The organism is Thermophagus sp. OGC60D27 (assembly GCF_052400625.1).
Classification (GTDB): domain Bacteria; phylum Bacteroidota; class Bacteroidia; order Bacteroidales; family Marinilabiliaceae; genus Thermophagus.
Window position 1 is genome coordinate 1 of sequence record NZ_JBQTGH010000013.1, and the last position, 21,581, is coordinate 21,581.

Here is a 21,581-nt window from a genome sequence, read left to right on the forward strand (position 1 = left end):
GAATTGGTTGAAAGAAAAAATATGAGTTATTTCGAGTTTCGAAAATTATACCGGACAGAGTTAAATTTACATTCCCATGGACAAACACTATTTACTCCCCATAACGTCTGAGGGTGATTGTCCGTAGAACTTTCTGAATGCAGCGCTAAAATAAGCCACACTGGAAAAACCTGCTTTTTCACTTACTTCAGTTACATTGTACTCTCCGGATTGCAACAACTCCAAGGCGTAATTAAGTCGAACGGACCGTATAAAGTCGGAAGGTGGCTGGTCTGTAAGTGTTTTAACCTTTTTGTAAAGCAATGAAGGGCTGACATTCATTGCTGAAGCAAACTCCTCTTTACCAAATTTCAAATTTGAAATATTTGATTTTACAACTTCCAGGGCCTTTTTAACAAACTTATCATTAAGCTCATTATTAAACAAAGGTACTTCACTTTTAAAATCAACCAATTTCAATGCTTTCTCTCTTACTGCTTTGCGGTTCAATACAATTGATCTGATTTTTCCTTCCAGCAAGCTTATATCAAACGGCTTGGTTAAGTATGCATCAGCACCCAGTCCAAGTCCTTTTAAATGCAATGCCTTATTGGAAAAAGCCGTAAGCAGAACAACCGGGATATGAGATGTCTCAAAACTGCTCTTCAGCATCCTACATAACTCAAAGCCATCTACTCCTGGCATCCTTATATCTGATACCACAATATCAGGATGGTTTTCTCTAACGACCTCCAACGCTTCTTTTCCCTCAGAAGCTGTAAAAACATTATACTTTTCTCTTAATGAAAGTTCAAGAAAGCGTTTCAATTTCTCATTATCTTCAACAATCAGAATACTCATCTTTTTAGTATCCGGCTTATCATCAATAGGGGTCCTCTGTTTCTCTGAATCAAATGGCACAACCTGATCGAACAGGTTATTCGGCTCACCTCCGGTTTTAACATCACTTTTTGACATTATTCGAACCGGAATTTGAATGGTAAAGGTCGTTCCTACATTTTCTTTGCTCTCAAAACAAACTTTTCCCCCGTGCATCTCACTATAATTCTTTACCATTAGCAATCCGATCCCGGAACCTATAACCCCCGAATTAATTGCATTCTCGCTTCTAAAAAATTCTTTAAACAACTGTTTTTGTGCTTTTTTGTCGATTCCTATTCCTTCATCTTTAACACTTAAAAACCAGTACTTCTTGTTCCGCCATAGCTCAACCTTTACATGTCCGTTTTCATGAGAATATTTGATGGCATTGGAAAGCAGATTATCCACAACTTTCTCCATCATATTGACATCAACCCCTGAAAAAAAATCCTCTTCATCTGTAATGATAGATAAAGTAACATTTTTTTGCTGTGCAAAAGATTCAAACATCATGACTCTGTAATCCACCATCTGAGCAATATTAACCATTTGAAAATTAACCGGAGCTAGACCTTTATCTATTTTTTGAAAATCAATTAACTGAGATGCAGTATTTATCAAATTTTTTATCTGCTCATTAGCCAGAGAAATAAAGTGCTTTGCCCTGGGGGAGAAGCCGCACTCTTTTGCAATCTCTTCAAAAGGCCCACTTATCAAGGTAAGAGATGTCCTCAATTCATGAGCAGCATTAGTAAAAAATCTAATTTTCTCTCTGGAATGCAGTTGTTGAATTAAATTAATATGATAGCGGAAAATAAAATAAAACGTACCAACAACGATTAAAGCCAGAATAAGATAAAACCACAAAGTACTCCAAAATGCAGGTTTTATTACAATGGTCAATCTTCGTTCATCAATAACTTCAGACAAAGAATTATTTAACATTTTTATTTTCAATTCATATTCTCCATTCTTCAAATTAGCAAATGTAAACATCCTGTTAGACGCAGGTTCACTCCAATCGCCCTCTAGACCTTCCAGTTTCCATGAAATTTTCGTATGTGGCTCAGATACACCAACAGCTAATAACTCGATGGTTAAAGTATTCTTACTATATGGGAGTATTATTTTTTGGAGACTATCAACAGGTACAGTTAAGTCATAAATTGCACTATCCCTAATGGTTCGTCCCGATACAATTATGTCCTGTAAATAGATTTTCCCATCTAAATTCTGTGTCTCCTCAATATCATGGGGATCAAACATGAGCGCTCCCTCATTGGTCCCCATAATCAGTTCCCCGGATGATAACACAATACTGGCATCCTGATTAAAGGTAGTATTGGCAAGAGGTAAATTGGATGAATAGGAGAAAATCTCTTCTTCTTCCCGAAAAAAACGACATAGCCCCCCCTCTGTACCAAGCAAAAAATAACCATTTACCCGAGAAATACTATTTACATAATTACTTGAAAGGCCATCATCAACAGTATATTCAGCTTCTACCACTCGTTCTTCTACGTTAAACTTAACCAAACCTCTGCCACTGGTAGCACACCAGGCAACTTCATCATCTATAAAAATATCATGTACAATATATCCTTTAAGTAACACATCTACCAGCCCATCCGCTTTATTCACAGATATCAATCCATAAGGAACCCCCATGAGCATTTTATCTTTTGAGTATTCATCTATCACATAAACCGGTTCATCATCATATCTCCTGATTTCATCTGTATTAACATCATAGCGTACAATATTCTCAACTATTCCACCTATCCAAATGTTTCCATCACTATCGGGTTTTGTATCAAAAATAAAATTCCCGATATTATCAAACCTTTTAATCTCTTTTCCAGATTCCCTGTCGAACAAATAAACACCACTACCCCAGGTTCCCGCCCACATACGGCCCTGATTGTCTTCCATAATAGAAAGGAAAACGCGCGATTTACCAGGCGTATTTCTGTAAAAAAAGTTATTCCAGCGATCGTGTTCAACATTCCATTTACTCAAACCATTGTTGGTTGCAAACCAGATATCTCCGTTGCTGTCCTCAAAAACATCGTTCACAACATTATTCACAAGTGAATTCTCTTTATTTATTTGATGTCTGATATTCTTTACGCTTTGAGAAGACTGTTCAAAAAATGAAACCCCTCCACTAAAAGTACATACCCATATACGATTCTGATTATCTTTGAATATATCGTACACTCCGTTCCCAGCTAAAGAACTAGGATTGTCGACATCTTCGCGGTATATGTTTAAAATCCTAGTACCTTTCCTGTCAAGCTCCCATATACCCTGCCCGTCATAACCTAACATTACAGTACTATCTGTATTGGCTTCGATGGCTAAAACCGGCTGACACGGAAGATTATCTATTTTGATAGAATTAATTCTGTCAAACCTGACATCAAAGTAGTATACTTTACCCAAATTTGTTCCTATCCATAACTGCCCGGATTTCTCATTGAAATGAAGTTGCGATATCTGAACCGATTCATCACTCTCTATTGTTAGCAAATGATCAGTCTTTCCAGATGCTGCATCAACAATAAACATATCTCCGGCATGACCATGAAAAAAATAATTCTCATTATACCACTCAATATAATGCTCTTTTTCACTTGTTTCATTGAGAAGTCTCAATCCTCGCTCTTCAGAAAACTGATATAACCCATAAGTGGCAGCAATATAGAATGTAGTTTCATCACCTATTAAAAAATCACTTACAACTACATGCTCATTATTTAACCAATCTCTTAAGTCCAAAATAAAATCAAACCGGTCATATAACGTATTGTATTCAAAAAACTGTCCATTATTCGTATATGCATAAAGTTTCGAATTTTGTGACAACAACTTAACTCTAATTACATTGGCTGTAACATAAGGTAAATGATAATGTCGCATATCATCTTCAGTAAAACGATAAATCCCCGACTTTGATGACACCCATATAAATCCATTCTCATCTGCGCAAACAGAGTTAGCGCCCAAAATTGAAACTCCATGAATATCACTGATGTCATAGAACATACGATCTCCATTAATGGCAGATAAATCCAGACACATAATAATAAAAAGAAGAATAAAATTCTTATTCATCTATAGTTAAACTTTATCTTGGATCAACAATTTATTAAAAATAAAGAAGGATAACGATGCATTAAAAGAATTGTCAAAACTATTTAATTCTATTTAAAAATTCAATCAAAATTAAAATTAAATGTCCTTCATACTTTTAAAAAACTAAAAACAGTGGTTCAAAATCACCCCTCAATACCACATATAAAGCTTTATATCATTTTATTACACGAATATCCAATTTCTATAAGATTGTCTACAATCTATATTCTATAATGTCTGAAACCATAAATGAAATGTCCAAATTTCAAAATTCAAAAAAACGGTTATCTCTATCTTTGATTTATTAAAATATATGCCCATCCTGAAACATTATGAATTAAAAAAAAAGACGATTAAAAAATATAGATCGTTATTCCAGAAATATTTCATTATAGCTCCCAACAGAATCCCAAAGCATTGAAAATCTAGACTTAAAAAGCAATTCTTTGCAATATAGAGCAAACTATTGATTTCAAGTCATTTAAAATTTAGGACAACTTTTGATAAGTAAAAAATTTATTACAGATCAGCTTCTACAAATGTAGAATTGAAATAGAGGTTCAATCATAAATAATCCCTGCCTATTTGATACTTAAAAAGGTCAAATTGGGAAAAGCGTTGAGTAAACAAACAAATTGATACGACCCGCTTTGGGAGTCGATTCTTATGTAAACATTAAATGCTGTAAACATTTGCCCCACACAGGGGGCAAGCTCTTTTTTTATAGTATGAGGAGAAAGTTTACTGAAGGTGTCTATTATTTTATAGTTTTTTGAGAAAATAAAGAATAGCGAGGTTGAAGGTGTCCTATACTTGTATAATTTAACAAAAAGCTTTTGAATAAAAAAAATTTTGCCATTAGTACACATTTTGACAAAGGGAAAACAGCCATGAAATGATGATACCTTTATTTACACAGTCTCCAAATAAGGATAAACACGAAGAATTTAACAAAAATGCGTTATCAACAACAAAAAACGAGATACTCAAAAAGTATAAATGATAAAAATTATGAAAAAAATAAATTCCTTTACTAATTTAAATTTCATTTTTGCTGCTCTAATTTTTAATTCATGTACCAAAGTAACAAATAATGAATCTAAATCCCTTAAAGATGCCCTCTCAGGTAAATTTCATATTGGGACAGCCCTTAATGCCCGTCAAATAATGGGTCATGATTCGGCCACCATGGAAGTGGCAAAAAAACATTTTAACTCCATAGTGGCAGAAAACATCATGAAGAGTGAAATGATTCAACGCCGGGAAGGAGAATTTAACTTCGAACTCGCTGATCAGTTTGTGAAATTCGGAGAAGAAAACAACATGTTTATTGTCGGCCATACACTTATCTGGCATTCCCAGGCTCCCCGCTGGTTTTTCAAAGATGATGAAGGCAATGATGTTTCCAAAGAGGTTCTTATTGAACGCATGAAAAACCACATTCATACAGTGGTTGGACGCTACAAAGGAAAAGTAGACGGATGGGATGTGGTAAATGAAGCTATCCTTGATGATGGAAGCTATCGCAAAAGCAAATTCTATGATATCATTGGCGAGGATTTCATAAAACTGGCATTCCAGTTTGCTCACGAAGCCGATCCTGAAGCCGAACTCTATTACAATGACTATTCAATGGCTAAACCCGGAAAAAGGAAAGGGGTTGTTAAAATGGTCAAAAAATTACAGGAACAGGGTGTAAAAATTGATGCGATTGGAATGCAGGGCCACATTGGGCTTGACCACCCATCTATTCAGGAATTTGAAAAGAGCATTGAAGCCTATTCCGGTCTCGGAGTAAAAGTGATGGTGACAGAACTCGACCTTTCCGTATTACCTATGCCCGACTGGAGTGCGGGTGCAGAGATATCCACAGATTATGAATACCAGAAAGAGCTTAATCCTTATGCCGAAGGACTTCCCGACTCTGTGAATGTAGCCTTCGAAAACCGTTACCTCGATTTTTTTAAGCTTTTCCTTGAACACCAGGATGTGATCTCAAGAGTAACACTGTGGGGAGTTAACGATAATAACTCCTGGAAAAACAATTGGCCGGTGAGAAGAAGAACAGATTATCCGCTGTTGTTTGACCGGAACAATGAGCCAAAGCCTGTTGTGGACAAAATAATACAGGAAGCGTTAACAAAAGATCGTTAGATTTTTAGAAGCTAGTGTCGTGTCATGTATAAAATGTCGTATAAGTTGAAACTGATTTTTGCTTTTTTCAAAATAAAAAAAAGCGCGCATAGACATAGCTACGTAAGCTTTTTATCATGAAGAAAAAACGAAAATCAGTGATGCTTGGTGCGATATTTTATGCTTGACACGACACTATATGTTAGTGACCAAAAAGGCAGAAGTTTAAGAGGCAGAAGGCAGAAGAAAAAATATTGACCCAAAAACCATCTTTCAACATTCAAAAGAAAGTTTTGCCTGAATTGTAGTAACTACTCCCCAGCCTCTCATTTATGGTTGAGACGCGACCAGAAATGAGAGACGGCCAGGGAGAAATCTCAGAACCCAGGGGATTGATCTGGATTATTGCTCTCAGGCTTTCAGCCTGTTACACTTTGCCATGCTCGTCTCATACCGTATTTGACGACCGTAATGATGCACAACTGAACTAAATTCAATAATTAAAGGCTGATACATAACCAAAATCACTGCACATATGAATCATTCCGGAAGAATAGCATTTCTGCTTCTCCTTGCTTCGCTTTTAGTAACAGTCAAGGCGCAGAATATTATTGAACTCAACACAGGAACTACACTTGATGTTGAAAATGATGACACTTATTCCAAAAACCAACATGGACTAATCACGGAGGTTTCCTCTCCGTCTATTGAGATGTTTTTGCCAACAGAGAACGACTCTCTTTGCCCGGCAGTCATCATTTGTCCCGGAGGTGGTTACAGCGTCATTGTATATGAGGGCGAAGGTATTTCAACGGCAAAAGAAATGGCGGCAAACGGCATTGCAGCTTTTGTTCTAAAATATCGGCTGCCCGGCTCATCTGCAGATAACGGAAAAAACAATCCGTTAAAAGATGTCCAAAAAGCCATTAAAATTGTCAGAGAAAATGCCTCAAAATGGAACATAAACCCGGGAAAAATCGGAGTCATGGGTTTTTCCGCAGGTGGGCATTTGGCATCAACCTTAGCAACTCATTATCGCCCCATTATCAACAATCCGGAAAACACAAATTTGCGCCCTGACTTTCAAATATTGGTTTACCCTGTTATCAGCATGCAGGACAGTCTCACCCATCCGGGCTCCAGAAACCAGCTTTTAGGCGATAGCCCAACCCAGGAAGACATCAACAACTTCTCATCCGAGCTAAAGGTTGACGGCAATACTCCTTCCGCATATATAACGCATGCAACTGACGATGTTGTAGTGGATGTGGATAACAGCATCTTCTATTTCGAACAATTAAGACATCATAAGGTACCTGTGGAAATGCACATCTATCAAAAGGGAAATCATGGCTTCATTTTCAAGCATAAAACCTGGACCGCCCCACTCTTTGAATGGATGGAAAATTCTGGATTTCTCACCAATTAATGGAATATATAACAACCAGTTACTTGCAATTAAAATCCATATAATGAACATACTACATCAAATCCAACATCCAAAAATCTTTTTTGCATTGATACTTTGTTTTTCACTGTTCTCCGCTTCCTTATACGGGCAAAAACAAAAAAATACCCGCAATCTGTTTTTGGAAGCCGGATACAGTCAGGACGAAATTGATAAAAAGGTTGAAAAAGCTTATTACGATCTCTTTGAAGGTCCGGAGTGCATCTACTTTGAAGTTGGCGACTCCATGGGTTACGTATCAGACATCAAAAATCACGATGTTCGCACCGAAGGAGTTTCGTATGGAATGATGGTCGCCGTGCAACTGAACAAAAAAGAGGTATTCGACCGCATCTGGAGGTGGTCAAAGAAATACCTTCAGCATCCGGAAGGCCCCAGAAAAGGCTATTTTGCATGGAGCTTTGACCCGGAAAGAATGAAAATTAACTCACCGGGAAGTGCATCAGACGGAAAGTTCTATATTGTAACAACTTTGCTACTTGCCTCCAATCGCTGGGGAAATGACACCGGCATTAATTATTATGCTGAAGCCAGAAACATTCTGGATGCCATTTGGGAAAAAGACGGAACCGGAAACATCCATAACATCATCAATGTGGAGCACAAACAAATCTCTTTTGTTCCCGAAGGACATGGCTACAATTGGACAGACCCCTCCTATCATGTTCCGGCTTTTTATGAAGTTTGGGCCGAATATGCCAACGACGGGCATGCGCAATTTTACCGCGATTGTGCCGATACTTCAAGAGTATTTCTTCACCGTGCCTGTCACCCTGTAACCGGATTGAACTCAGATTACACAGAGTTCAGTGGAGAACCTCATCCTACACCCTGGATGAAGCCAGGTTTTCGCTTTGACTCGTGGCGTGTCCCGATGAACATTGCCATGGATTACGTTTGGTTCGGAAAAGACAAAGAATGGCAGGAAGATTATGCTCAGCGCTTCCAGAACTTCCTAAGATCAGAAGGAATGGATTCCTTTAAAGACCAGTACAATCTGGATGGATCAACTCCTGACTGGATACTTCCGGCTGGTGACTATCCCCCAAAATTAAGACATTCACTTGGTCTGATATCGGCAGCGGCCACCGCATCTCTAATCAACATCAACAACAACGAAAATAGTATGGATTTCGTCCACAAGCTTTGGAATGAAAAATTGGAACCCTACGAAGATGGCTATTTTGATCCCTATTACGATGGATTATTATACCTGTTCAGCCTGATGCATTTAAGTGGTAAATATCAGATCATTACTCCTACTCAGAACTAAAAACCTTATTAACACATTAACATTGTAACTACCAAAACCTTACATCAATGAAAAATATTTTCTTATCCGTCTGTTTGTTGCTTACGCAGTTTTCTGTTGCTCAAAGCCCGGTTAAGCCGGCATCAACAGGATTTGACATTTTTAGCCCCGGAATTTCTCACGGCAAAACCGACACCATCACCTACCCGTCAAAAACTGTCGGAAATGAACGAAAAGCCCTTATTTACACACCCCCGGGCTTCGATAAAGGCAAGAAGTATCCCGTTCTCTACCTGTTGCATGGCATCGGCGGCGATGAATTTGCATGGACGAAAAACGGAAATGCAGGCATCATTCTGGATAACCTGTATGCACAGGATAAATTAGAACCTATGATTGTGGTCATGCCCAATGGGCGGGCCATGAAAAACGACCGTGCCGAAGGCAATATCTTCAACCCTGAAAGAGTAGAAGCATTTGCTACATTTGAAAAAGACCTGATTAACGATTTGATTCCTTTCGTTGAAAAGAATTACCCTGTAAAAAAAGACCGTGACCACAGGGCCATAGCCGGTCTTTCTATGGGGGGTGGCCAGTCCCTTAATTTCGGACTGGGCAATCTCGACAAATTTGCCTGGGTCGGTGGTTTTTCTTCTGCCCCAAACACAAAAAAACCAACCGAACTGGTTCCTGAACCAAAAAAATTGAAAAATGAACTTAATCTTTTATGGTTGTCTTGCGGCGATAAAGACAACCTGCTCCAAATAAGCAGGAATGTTCATGATCATCTGAATCAATCGGATGTTCCTCATATTTTTTATGTCGATCACGGCTACCACGATTTTAACGTGTGGAAAAACAGTTTGTATATGTTTTCCCAGCTTCTTTTCAATCCGGTTAACGAAGCACATTTCGATGACATAAGCAATGTTGGACGACCAGCCGAAACAAATGTTCGTTCAGCAGAATATCCAAAAATTCATCCCGACGGAACAGCCACTTTCCAAATAAAAGCACCTGACGCAGAAAAAATCCAGTTGGATCTGGGACAAAAATATGACATGAATAAAACCGAAGAAGGCATCTGGCAGGTTACCACCGACTCGCTTGGTGAAGGTTTTCACTACTACTCCCTGATCATTGACGGAGTGGCCGTGGCCGATCCTGCCAGCGAAACTTTCTACGGCATGGGACGAATGGCCAGCGGTATTGAAGTGCCATTCAGTGGAGATGATTACTACACCATCAAACATGTCCCCCACGGTGACATCCGAATTAAACGCTACTATTCAGAAATTACCAATAGCTGGAGACAGTTTTATATCTACACCCCTCCCGGGTACGATGATTCCGAACAGGAATATCCGGTTTTGTACCTCCTGCATGGCGGTGGAGAAGACCAGCGCGGATGGGCCACACAGGGAAAAGCAGACCTGATTCTTGACAACCTTATTGCAGAAAAAAAAGCAAAACCCATGATCATTGTGATGATGGATGGCAACATCCCGGCGCCCACTTTCGGTGAAGCGATGCTGTCCATTTTTGAAAAAGAACTCACAGAAGCGGTTATTCCGTTTGTAGAAAGTAACTACAGAAAAAAATCCGGTGCTGAAAACCGGGCGCTTGCCGGTTTATCAATGGGAGGAATACAAACCCTTTATGCCGGAATTTACAACACGGATATTTTTTCCAGCCTTGGGATTTTCAGCTCAGGATGGATAATAGGCCCACATAACGATATTGCCAATGCACAATACAAATTCATGGGTGAAAATGCGGATAAAATTAACAGCAACCTGGATCATCTGTGGATTTCAATGGGAGGTAAAGAAGACATTGCCTGGAAAAACTGCCAGGTAATGATGTCCAAGTTCGATGAGCTAAAAATTGATTACACCTACAGCGAGTATCCTGGCGGGCACACCTGGCCGGTTTGGCGAAATAACTTGTACAATTTCGCCCAGGTCCTCTTTAAATAAACAACGATCAAAATAACATAACACATTAACAACAAACTAAACACAAAAAAATGACTCTCAACAATAATAATCTACGCATAACGCTATTGCTATTAATATTCTCTGCCAGTAGCATTTTTTCATTTGGACAAAAATTACAACTCAACGAAAAAGAGTATTTTGAAACAACCGGCTTAAATGTTCTGGTTTTCAACAACGAATACAATGGAATGTTCTTCGATGAAAAAACAGCCGGTATTGAACTCATCCATCATGGTGTCAGAACTTCAACAGGAGGTGCTGTCAGACTTCAAAACACCCCTGAACAGTGGGATTTAATCCCTACGTTGGTTGAAAAAACAGTCGATAAAGACAACAAAAGCATAAAATTCACACTACGGTATGAAGCTTATGATTTTGATTCAAAAATCACAGTAACTCCGAAAAGCAATGGTTTTCAGATAGCCGTATCGCTGGACAAACCACTTCCGGAGGAATTAGAAGGTAAAGCGGGTTTTAACCTGGAATTTTTGCCTTCAGCATACTTCGAAAAAGGCTACCTTGCAGATGGGAAACCGGCAAATTTTCCGCTATACCCGTCAGGTAATACAACCATTAAACCACTAAAAAACAAGATTCCCCAGTATGCAGAGCACAGCACTTTTGACGATCGCGGCCTTAAAGAATACATCGAACCCAAACCATTGGCCAAAGGAAACACACTGGTTTTTGCTCCCGAAGATCCCGAAAGATATGTAAGGATTGAATCGGACTCAGAAATAATGCTTTTTGATGGTCGAAATCTTGCACAAAACGGATGGTTTATTACCCGAAGCATTTTGCCCGCCAACCAAACCGGTGAAGTTTTGAAATGGTATGTGGAACCACAAACAATCGAAAACTGGGTACGCAAACCCAACATTGGTTTTTCCCAGGCCGGATACCATCCCGAGCAAAAGAAAGTCGCAGTTATTGAACTCGACACAAATGATACTCCACTTGAACAGGCATCCATTTATAAAGTAACTGCAACAGGAGAAAAAGTAAAACATCTGACTGTTAATGTAGAAGAATGGGGAAAATATTTACGTTACAATTACCTGAAAGTGGACTTCAGTTCTGTAACAAAACCCGGTTTGTACTGCATCCAATATGGAGATCAAACGACCAATACCTTCTCCATTGACGCTAATGCTCTGAAAAATGTATGGCATCCAACGTTAGATGTTTTTCTGCCGGTGCAGATGGATCACATGACAGTAAACGAAGCCTATCGTACCTGGCATGGAGAACCGTTTAAAGATGATGCCTTGCAGGCACCTGTAAACATTGAATTCTTTGATGGTTACAGTATGGACTCGGTAACCGACACAAAGTATAAACCTCTGGAGCGAATCCCCGGCCTGGCCGTTGGCGGCTGGTTCGATGCAGGCGATTATGATATCCAAACCGGCACGCATTGTCGTACCATTCAGAGCCTGGTAGATACATGGGAATACTTCAAAGTCAGCCGGGACCAGACTTTTATTGATCAGGAAACCCGGTACGTTGATATCCACCGTCCCGATGGTGATCCGGATATTCTTCAGCAAATTGAACACGGCACACTGAACCTGGTGGCACAGATTGAAAATATCGGGCATCCTGTTCGGGGAATTATTGTCCCCAACTTGCATCAATATCATCACCTGGGAGATGCATCTACCGAAACCGATAATTTGCCTTACAATCCGGAACTCGAACCTTACGAAACGGATGGAGTGAGTTCAGGAACCCTGGATGACCGCTGGGCCTTCACCAACCGCAACCACATGCTTGACTTTTCAACGGTTGCAGCTCTTTCTGCAGCCAATAGAGCATTGAAAGACTACAACAGTGAACTGGCTGATAAATGCCTCCGTCTGTCTAAAAAACTTTATTCTGAGGCTGCTGAAATAATGAAAACAGCCAAACCAAACAGATTTTCAAGATGGGGGCGTTTTAATGAAATAGCTGCAGTACTTCAATTGTATATTGCCACAGGAGAGAATTCTTATGCAGAGCGCTACGAGGAACTTATCTGGCCAGCGTTGGAGGAGTCATCAGAATGGACACTGTCTATGGCGCTTCAGGCACTTCCCCATATGGATGAAGACTTTAAAGAAAAGCTTGAAAAATACGTAGCTAAACACAAAGCCGAAATCACCGAATTAGAAGCTGAAAATCCTTATGGAGTCCCGATTTCTACAAGAGGATGGGCCGGAAATTCAGGTGTCATCGATTGGTCAATCACCAACTACATGGCCTACAAAGCCTTTCCCGAAATCATCGAAAAGGAAGATGTCTACAAAGGATTGAATTACTTATTTGGATGCCACCCTTATTCCAATATCTCTTTTGTTTCTGCTGTGGGTACCCGCTCCAAGAAGGTTGCCTATGGAAGCAACAGAGCCGATTTCAGATTTATTGCAGGCGGCGTGGTGCCGGGAGTATTGATATTAAATCCCGATTTTCCCGAAAACAAGGAAGACTGGCCGTTTTTCTGGGGAGAAAACGAGTATGTCATCGATATTGGTGCAGCATATATCTATCTGGCCAATGCAGTTAACGATTTGTTAAACGAACAATAACCCTTAAACCAGAAAAGTTATGAAACTTCTTAAGAATACCTGCCTTTTCACTTTAGTGTTATGCTTGTTCTCCGGCATCCTCACTGCCCAGGAAACCGCATTGATAAAAATCGACCCCGACCGAAAAATTGACACCATTGATCCCAATATTTATGGGGCCTTTGTGGAGCCAATCCGAACGGTGGTCTATGGAAATATTTATGATCCTGAATCCCCCTTTGCCGATGAAAATGGATTCCGGAAAGACTTCATTAATCTTATAAAAGAATTGAACGTGCGCAACGTCCGTTGGCCAGGAGGAAACTTTGTTTCAGGTTATAACTGGGAAGATGGCATCGGTCCGAAAGACCAGCGCCCGGCCAAACTTGATCTGGCATGGAAGCAAGTTGAAACCAACCAGATGGGAACCGACGAATATGCCAAATTCTGCAGTCTGATCGGTGCGGATAACTTTCTTTGCATCAACGCCGGGACAGGTACGCTTGATGATGCCCGCAACTGGGTAGAATACTGTAATTACGAAAAAGGAACTTACTATTCCGACCTGCGAAGAAAATATGGCAATGAAGAGCCCTTCAATGTTAAATACGTGGGTCTTGGAAATGAAATAGACGGCCCCTGGCAAATGGGACAAAAATCTGCGGAAGATTATTGCAAATTTGCACTGGAAGCCGGAAAACTTATAGCGCTTATCGATGATAACATAAAGCTCGTTGCTTCTGGTTCTTCACTATATCGCCCCGGAAACAAGTGGGTTGACTGGAATGAATACGTTCTGGATAAAATGGTGGGAAAAATTGACTACATCTCGATTCACCGATATGCCAGTGAAGCCCTCCCGGGAGGCAGAGAAAACGATGTTTTTTCAGACCACATGTCACTGGGACTGGAAATAGATGAAAAAATAGAAACCACACAGGCTTCCATTCAAAAAGCAATGGTAAAATCCGGTTCCGGGCGTCCGGTTTATATCTCTTTTGATGAGTATTCACCAGGTTTTGGCGGAATTAGAAGTGCTTTATTGCTGGCCCAACATCTGAACTCGTTCATCCGCCATGCCGATATTGTAAAAATGGCTAACATAACTATGATTACAGGCCTGACAGGACATTCGCCTGAAGGTGTTTTTAAAAATTCCCTGTTCCATACATTCGATCTCTATTCCAACAATGCGCTTGGCACTGCCCTGGATGTTTATACTGACGCGCCATCCTACAACAATGAGATTTTCGACAACATCCCCTATCTGGATGTGACAGCAATATTTAATGAATCGGATAGGAAAGTAATTGTCAATGTGGTAAACAGACATGAAACAGATGCAATCGAGACAAAAATCGATTTACAAGCCGGGAAATACACAGGCAAAGCTACTGTTAAAGTAATTAATGCCGATAACCTGGAAGCCAGAAATACCATTGATGAATCTCCTGTTTCAGTAGAAACCGATCAAATAAACTTTAAAGGGAACGTCATCAAACATACTTTTCCTGCGCATTCATTTACTCAAATCGAAATCGCGACGAAATAATCTTTAAATTTTTGTTATGCAACGTTCAATAGCAAAACTGTTTTTTCTAACCATTGTCAGCGTCTCCATTATGGCTTTCATCCCCGGCGGGGAACATACCAAAAAGCCCATATACCTGAACACCGCCTATTCATTCGAAGAAAGGGCAGCTGACCTGGTTTCGCGAATGACCCCCGAAGAAAAACAAAGTCAGTTTGGCAACACCATGCCTGCCATCCCGCGATTGGGAGTCAACTCCTATAATTTCTGGGGAGAAGCTCTGCACGGAATTATGGGTCGAAATAATAACAGCGGAATGACCGCCACATCATTTCCTAATAGTGTAGCAGCAGGTGCTACCTGGGATCCTGAATTGATTAAGCGGGAAACCAAAGTCATTTCTGATGAAGCCCGCGGGTTTAATCATGATTTAATTTTTACACTCACATACTGGTCGCCTGTTATTGAACCAGCCAGAGATCCCCGTTGGGGCAGAACTGCTGAAACGTTTGGTGAAGATCCGTTCCTGGTTTCAGAGATCGGGAAAGGGTTTATTCAGGGAATGATGGGTGATGATCCCCGGTATCTGAAGACCGTCCCCTGTGGAAAACACTATCTGGCCAACAATACCGAGTTCAATCGTCATTCGGGTAGTTCTGATCTGGATCAAAGGGACATGTATGAATATTACCTCCTGCCCTACCGGACACTCATTCGCGATTACAATCTTCCTTCTATTATGACAGCATACAATGCAGTAAACGGGGTTCCGGTTTCAGCCAGCAAATTTTTGGTGGATACGCTTGCCCGTAAAATATATGGGCTGGATGGATATGTAACCGGCGATTGTGGCGCAATTGACGACATTGTAAGAGGACATCATTATACCGATGATTATACCCGGGCGGCAGCAATGGGTATCAGATCAGGTGTTGATATTGACTGTGGAGGTGTCTATCAGGAACATGCACTGAAAGCATTGGAAGAGGGATTGATTACTCAGGGCGAAATTGATAAAGCACTGATTAACATTTTTACCATCAGAATGCGAACCGGCGAATTTGACCCCAAAGGCATGGTTCCTTACGCCGGAATCAAACCCAGTAAAGTAAATGATCCTTCGCACCATGACCTGGCCATTGAAATGGCAACAAAAACACCTGTTCTGCTGAAAAACGACAAGATAGCAAAATCAGAAAATAAAACGTTGCCTATTGATTTGTCCAAAATCGAGAAAATAGCCGTTTTAGGCCCTCAGGCCAATTTGGTAGAACTGGGAGATTATTCAGGCCTGGTCGAACCCGATTTGAGAATTACTCCGCTGGCCGGGATTCAAAATTACATTAAAGAACATAACCTAAATACAGAAGTTGTCTCAAAGTCTGGCGGTAACACAGAAAAAAGCACAGATTTTTTTACCATTTCCAACTTTTCAACCGTCACTACAGACGGCAGCATTCAGGAATTCGATGCTACCAAATTTGATAAATCAGCCAAAGGTTTAATTACTGCTGAACGTTTTGGACATACGACTGTAAGGGGCATAAAAGATGGTGACTGGACTTTATATGAAAATATTGACATTACCGATGTAGATTCCATCCGCTTCAACATGACCATTGCCGAAGATGGTGGATTACTTGAAGTACGTGTCGGGTCTGCAACCGGAAATGTTCTGGCTTCTAAAAAAATAGTATCCACAAACAAGGGAAATAACAACTCATGGTTCAGACGGCCAGAAACAGTGACGGTTAAAATCAACACCCTGGGAATAACAGGGCCGCAAACACTGGTGCTTGTTTATCACGAACCGGAATCAGACGGCACCGACCAGGAAACACTGGATATGGCTGCTTCTGCAGATGTGGCTTTGGTGTTTGTAGGAACCGACCAATCCACCGGAAGAGAAGAATCGGATCGTTTCTCCATCACACTTCCCGGCAATCAGAATCAGCTGATTAAAGATGTGGCAGATGCCAATCCCAACACAATAGTGGTGATGCAGACTATGGGGATGGTAGAAGTTGAAGAATTTAAAAATCATCCCAATATCAAAGGTATTATCTGGACAGGATATAACGGACAGGCACAGGGAACTGCAATGGCAAAAATCCTTTTTGGGGATGTCAACCCCGGAGGAAAACTCAATGTTACCTGGCATAAATCGCTTAATGACATTCCTGATTTTAACGATTATACCCTGAGAAAGGGCGATGAGAATAATGGCCGAACATATTGGTACTTCGACGATGAAGTATCTTATGAGTTTGGTTTTGGCCTTTCATACACCACCTTCGAGTACAGCAATTTTGAAATAAGCCAGACCAATATTACACCAAACGATAAAATTACGGTAAGTGTTGATGTAAAAAATACCGGTAAGGTTGATGGTGATGAGATCGTTCAGATTTATGTAAGAACGCCTGACAGTCCGGCTTCACTTAACAGACCGATCAAAAGACTGAAAGGCTTCAAGAGAGTTACCATTCCTAAAGGTCAGGTTAAAAGAGTTCATATTGACATCGACTGTGAAGACCTGTGGTTCTGGGATGCAGAAAATGGTCAAATCACTTTTGACAAGGGGAAATACATTTTTGAAATTGGTGCTTCTTCAAGAGACATCAAAGGTACGGTAGAAGCCACTATGCAAGGCAGGTATAAGCCCGAACTCGTCAATGTTGTTGCCCAAAGCGACAAAATTGTTCTGAAGCCTGGTGACGTAATCCAAACCAGCGTAACAGCTGCCATGTCAGACGACAGCTTTTATGACATCAACAAAGCTTCCGTAACATACAGAAGTAATAATCCGGCAGTGGTAAGCGTTGACCAACACGGTAAAGTTACGGCTACAGGTGTCGGTGTTGCATCTGTATTTGCGGATGTTACGATCAATGGCAAAACGGTATCTGACGGCTATCCTGTGAAAGTAATGCCCGATTTGACACCAAAATCAATTTCAGTGAATGGAGAAGCAATCCCGGATTTTGACAAAGATGTAAAAGCTTATAGTTACCTGCTTAAGAAAGGTTCAAAAGCACCAAAAGTAGAAGCAGTAGCCGTCAGTGATCAAATCAGGGTAGATATTCAACAAGCCAAAGGTATCCCCGGAACGGCCGTGGTCACTTTCGTAGATGACATCACACTTGAGAAAAACATTTACTATGTCAATTTTGATGTAAAATCTGTTAGTGAGGAGTTTAATGGCTCTGAAATTGGTCCGCAATGGGAATGGTTACGGGAAAACCCATCAAACCACAGTCTCTCAAAGAAAAAGGGTGCTCTTACCATCACCAGTGAACCCGGAGGCGTATCGGAAAACACAAACAATGCAAAGAACATATTGCTCCAAAGTGCCAATTCCGACTGGACCATAGAAACAAAACTGGTGGGTTCAAGGATGCCTTCACAGCCAGAAAATGCAGGAATTATTGTTTATCAGAATGACGAAAACTTCATTAAACTGGTGCACCGGGCTGTTATCAAAACCACCCGTGTCAGGGAACCCCAACCGGGAACCATCGACCTTGTGATGGAGGAAAACGATATTTCCAAATCACTGGCTTCTTTTAAACTCAAAGAACCTGTAACAGAAGACAATGAGCTAATTCTTAAACTCACAAAAAAAGGAAGTATATACACCGCATATTATTCTGTTGATAACGGTGAAAACTTTGAAACCCTGGGCACTGCCGAGCTCCTGCTTAAAGATATTAAAGCAGGGCTTATGGTGGCAGACGGCACTATTGCAAATTACATGAAGAGTACTTTCTGGTTTGATTCTGACACAACAAAACCGGATTCACCTTTTGATGTTTCGTTCGATTATTTCCGTATCGAAAACATTAGTAAATGAGTATTTTGGAGGCAAGCGTAACGCAGCAAATGGTCCTTTATGGACAGACACTAAATAGTTGAAAAACGAAAAGTGCTTTTCGTTGCATTACGCTCGCACCTGGCACTTTTTGAATAGACACACATTGTGTAAAAATTTAGCAAATTTTTAAAACAGACACTATTTACTAACCAAATAATCAAGAATTACCATGAACTACAAAATCAATTTGCTTTTAGCTACTTTTTTAATGACCGGCAGCTTTTGTCTTGCCCAATCGGATGAAAAAGTTGTCGAAGATTTTGAACCTTCGTCAGTAAACCAACCGGGGCATGAATACCCCATGGTCAACTCCCAGGGACGTGTACGTACCCAAATATTTGCACCCGATGCCAAATATGTGCAACTTGACATTGGTGGAGTAAAATACGACATGGTAAAGGATGAAGAAGGAATATGGACCGGCGAATCGGCCCCCCAGGATGTCGGATTCCACTACTATCAACTGAATATTGATGGCGCTTCGGTTCCCGATCCGGGAGCACTTTTGTATTTTGGCGCTTGTCGCTGGGGCAGCGGTATTGAAATACCTTCCGACGATCAGGACATATTTGCAGTTAAGGCTGTTCCGCATGGTCATGTGCATGAAATCCTTTTCCCGTCGGAAAGCACCCAGACATCACGCAGAGCTTTCGTTTATACGCCTCCGGGATATGAAAAAGAGACTTCGAAGCGTTACCCTGTTCTGTATCTGCAACACGGCTATTGCGAAAACGAGACTTCATGGTCAAGGCAGGGGCATGCCAATTTAATCATGGACAATCTGATTGCCGAGGGAAAAGCCAAACCATTCATTATTGTAATGACTTATGGTATGACCAATGAAATTGAATTCGGTGGTCTGCGCGACTTTGATATCAAGCCCTTTCAAACCGTATTGGCAGATGAACTGATCCCTTATATCGATTCTCATTTCCGCACCCTGGCAAACCAGGAAAACCGAGCTATGGCAGGCTTGTCAATGGGTGGTTTCGAAACAAAGTTGATTACCCTGAACAGACCAGATGTGTTTTCATATTACGGTCTTTTTAGCGGTGGCGTATATAAGCCGGAAGAAATCAAAGACCATGAAAACCTGAAGCTCGTTTTCATAAGCTGTGGCAGCAAGGAACGTCCTGAAGGTGTTAAAAATGCCGTTAGCGAATTAAAAGATGCCGGGTACAATGCTTTTTCTTACATATCGGAAGGAACTGCCCACGAATTTCACACCTGGAGAAGAAGCTTGCATCAGCTTGCTCAATTGCTGTTTAAATAATTGTTTTCCGAAGTAATTTATTATGAAATACATACAATCACTATTAGTAATCTTTGCCCTGTTCATCGGTAGTATTGCCACTGCTCAAACCGACAAAGTTGTTGAAGATTTCAAACCTTCATCGGTCAACCAACAGGGCAAAGAATTCCCCCAGGTTAACTCTGAAGGACGCGTCCGGGTGCGCATCGAAGCACCGCAGGCAAAGAAAGTTCAACTGGATATTGGTGCAGTAAAATATGATCTAACCAAGGATGAAAATGGTGTCTGGACAGGAGAATCGGCTCCACAAGACGAAGGCTTTCATTACTACCAGCTCAATATTGACGGCGCTTCAGTACCCGATCCGGGAACCAGGTATTTTTACGGTGCCGGTCGCTGGGGTAGCGGCATTGAAATCCCGGCTCATGACAGGGATTTCTACGCTTTAAAAAAAGTCCCGCATGGCCTGGTAAGCGAAAACCTTTATTATTCTGACATCACCGAATCGTGGCGACGCTGTTTTGTTTATACACCTCCCGGATACCACGGAGATTTAAGCAAACGCTACCCGGTACTTTATCTTCAACATGGCAGTTTTGAAGACGAGACCGGCTGGTCGAACCAGGGACATGCCAACCTCATCCTTGATAATCTGATTGCAGATAACAAGGCCGTTCCAATGATTATTGTAATGGATAACGGATATGCATTCAAACCGCAAGAAGAGGAAACAACCGGCCGTCCGGCTATGGTATTCGAAGAAATGATGATGCAGGAAATTATCCCCATGATTGATGCCCGTTTCCGTACGTTAGCCAATCGAGAGAATCGTGCTATTGCAGGTCTTTCAATGGGGGCAAATCAAACCATGCGCATTGCCATGAACAATCTTGACCACTTTGCATACTATGGTGGATTTAGCGGTACAGCCAATTATCCGAGTTCTGATGAAATTGATGTGGAAACATTTTTAGACGGAGCGTTCGCAGATGGTGAAAAAGTGGATGAACAATTAAAGGTATTGTGGTTGGGATTGGGCACAAAAGAACCTGAACCTTTTCCGGAATCAATAGGTACATTTATAAATATGCTGAAAAAACAAGGCATACAATACGAGTATTACGAATCGCCCGAAACTGCACATGAATGGCTCACGTGGCGCAGGAGTCTTTATCAGTATGCCCAATTATTATTTAAATAGTGCCAGTCTCAATAATCCGTTAAAAAAAGCTTAAACGCAGAGACCCAATGACGCAAAGTTTTTATTACGAGAGAGTTGAGGCTTACGCCATAAATTGTTTAAACAATTAATTATCAGACATCTGCAAAAATTTAACGGAGTATTGAGTCTATAAACTCGCAAAAATTTTCACAATAAGTGTGTCTGTTCAGAAAGTGCCAGTTGTAAGGCTTGCGAAGCCGTCAAAAACGGAGTTTACTTTTCGTAAATGAGTATTTTGGAGGCAAGCGTAACACAGCAAATGGTACTTTATGGACAGACACGAAATAGTGTCCGTCAAAAAATT

General features: G+C 40.8%; 10 protein-coding genes. 9 read left to right on the forward strand and 1 reads right to left on the reverse strand.

Annotation, left to right across the window (positions count from 1 at the left end; genetic code table 11):
- Nucleotides 1-87: 87 nt before the first annotated feature.
- Complete coding sequence (locus tag ACT29H_RS14410; RefSeq protein ID WP_444822350.1) at nt 88-3,978, reverse strand: response regulator; 3,891 nt, start codon at nt 3,976-3,978, stop codon at nt 88-90.
- A gap of 1,032 nt (nt 3,979-5,010) precedes the next feature.
- Here ACT29H_RS14410 and ACT29H_RS14415 point away from each other — a divergent pair.
- From ACT29H_RS14415 to ACT29H_RS14455, 9 genes are all read left to right on the forward strand, one after another.
- Entirely contained in the window at nt 5,011-6,153 is a 1,143-nt protein-coding gene (locus tag ACT29H_RS14415) for an endo-1,4-beta-xylanase (RefSeq protein ID WP_444822351.1), read from the forward strand.
- Nucleotides 6,154-6,667: 514 nt separating this feature from the next.
- Nucleotides 6,668-7,561: an alpha/beta hydrolase gene (locus tag ACT29H_RS14420; RefSeq protein WP_444822352.1), complete on the forward strand. Its 894-nt coding sequence runs from the start codon at nt 6,668-6,670 to the stop codon at nt 7,559-7,561.
- A gap of 43 nt (nt 7,562-7,604) precedes the next feature.
- Nucleotides 7,605-8,873 carry a glycosyl hydrolase family 8 gene (locus tag ACT29H_RS14425; RefSeq protein WP_444822353.1) on the forward strand — a complete coding sequence of 423 codons (1,269 nt, stop codon included), beginning with the start codon at nt 7,605-7,607 and terminating at the stop codon, nt 8,871-8,873.
- A 47-nt stretch (nt 8,874-8,920) separates the two neighbouring features.
- Nucleotides 8,921-10,831 (forward strand): alpha/beta hydrolase-fold protein, encoded by a 1,911-nt coding sequence (locus ACT29H_RS14430; RefSeq protein ID WP_444822354.1) that lies wholly within the window; start codon nt 8,921-8,923, stop codon nt 10,829-10,831.
- A 50-nt stretch (nt 10,832-10,881) separates the two neighbouring features.
- Nucleotides 10,882-13,419 carry a glycoside hydrolase family 9 protein gene (locus ACT29H_RS14435; RefSeq protein ID WP_444822355.1) on the forward strand — a complete coding sequence of 846 codons (2,538 nt, stop codon included), beginning with the start codon at nt 10,882-10,884 and terminating at the stop codon, nt 13,417-13,419.
- Nucleotides 13,420-13,438: 19 nt separating this feature from the next.
- Complete coding sequence (locus tag ACT29H_RS14440; protein ID WP_444822356.1) at nt 13,439-14,950, forward strand: alpha-N-arabinofuranosidase; 1,512 nt, start codon at nt 13,439-13,441, stop codon at nt 14,948-14,950.
- 16 nt (nt 14,951-14,966) lie between these two features.
- Nucleotides 14,967-18,782, forward strand: a complete 3,816-nt coding sequence (locus ACT29H_RS14445; protein ID WP_444822357.1) for a glycoside hydrolase family 3 C-terminal domain-containing protein — start codon at nt 14,967-14,969, stop codon at nt 18,780-18,782.
- A gap of 190 nt (nt 18,783-18,972) precedes the next feature.
- Entirely contained in the window at nt 18,973-20,076 is a 1,104-nt protein-coding gene (locus ACT29H_RS14450) for an alpha/beta hydrolase-fold protein (protein ID WP_444822358.1), read from the forward strand.
- A 22-nt stretch (nt 20,077-20,098) separates the two neighbouring features.
- Entirely contained in the window at nt 20,099-21,256 is a 1,158-nt protein-coding gene (locus tag ACT29H_RS14455) for an alpha/beta hydrolase-fold protein (protein ID WP_444822359.1), read from the forward strand.
- The last annotated feature ends 325 nt before the right edge of the window (nt 21,257-21,581 follow it).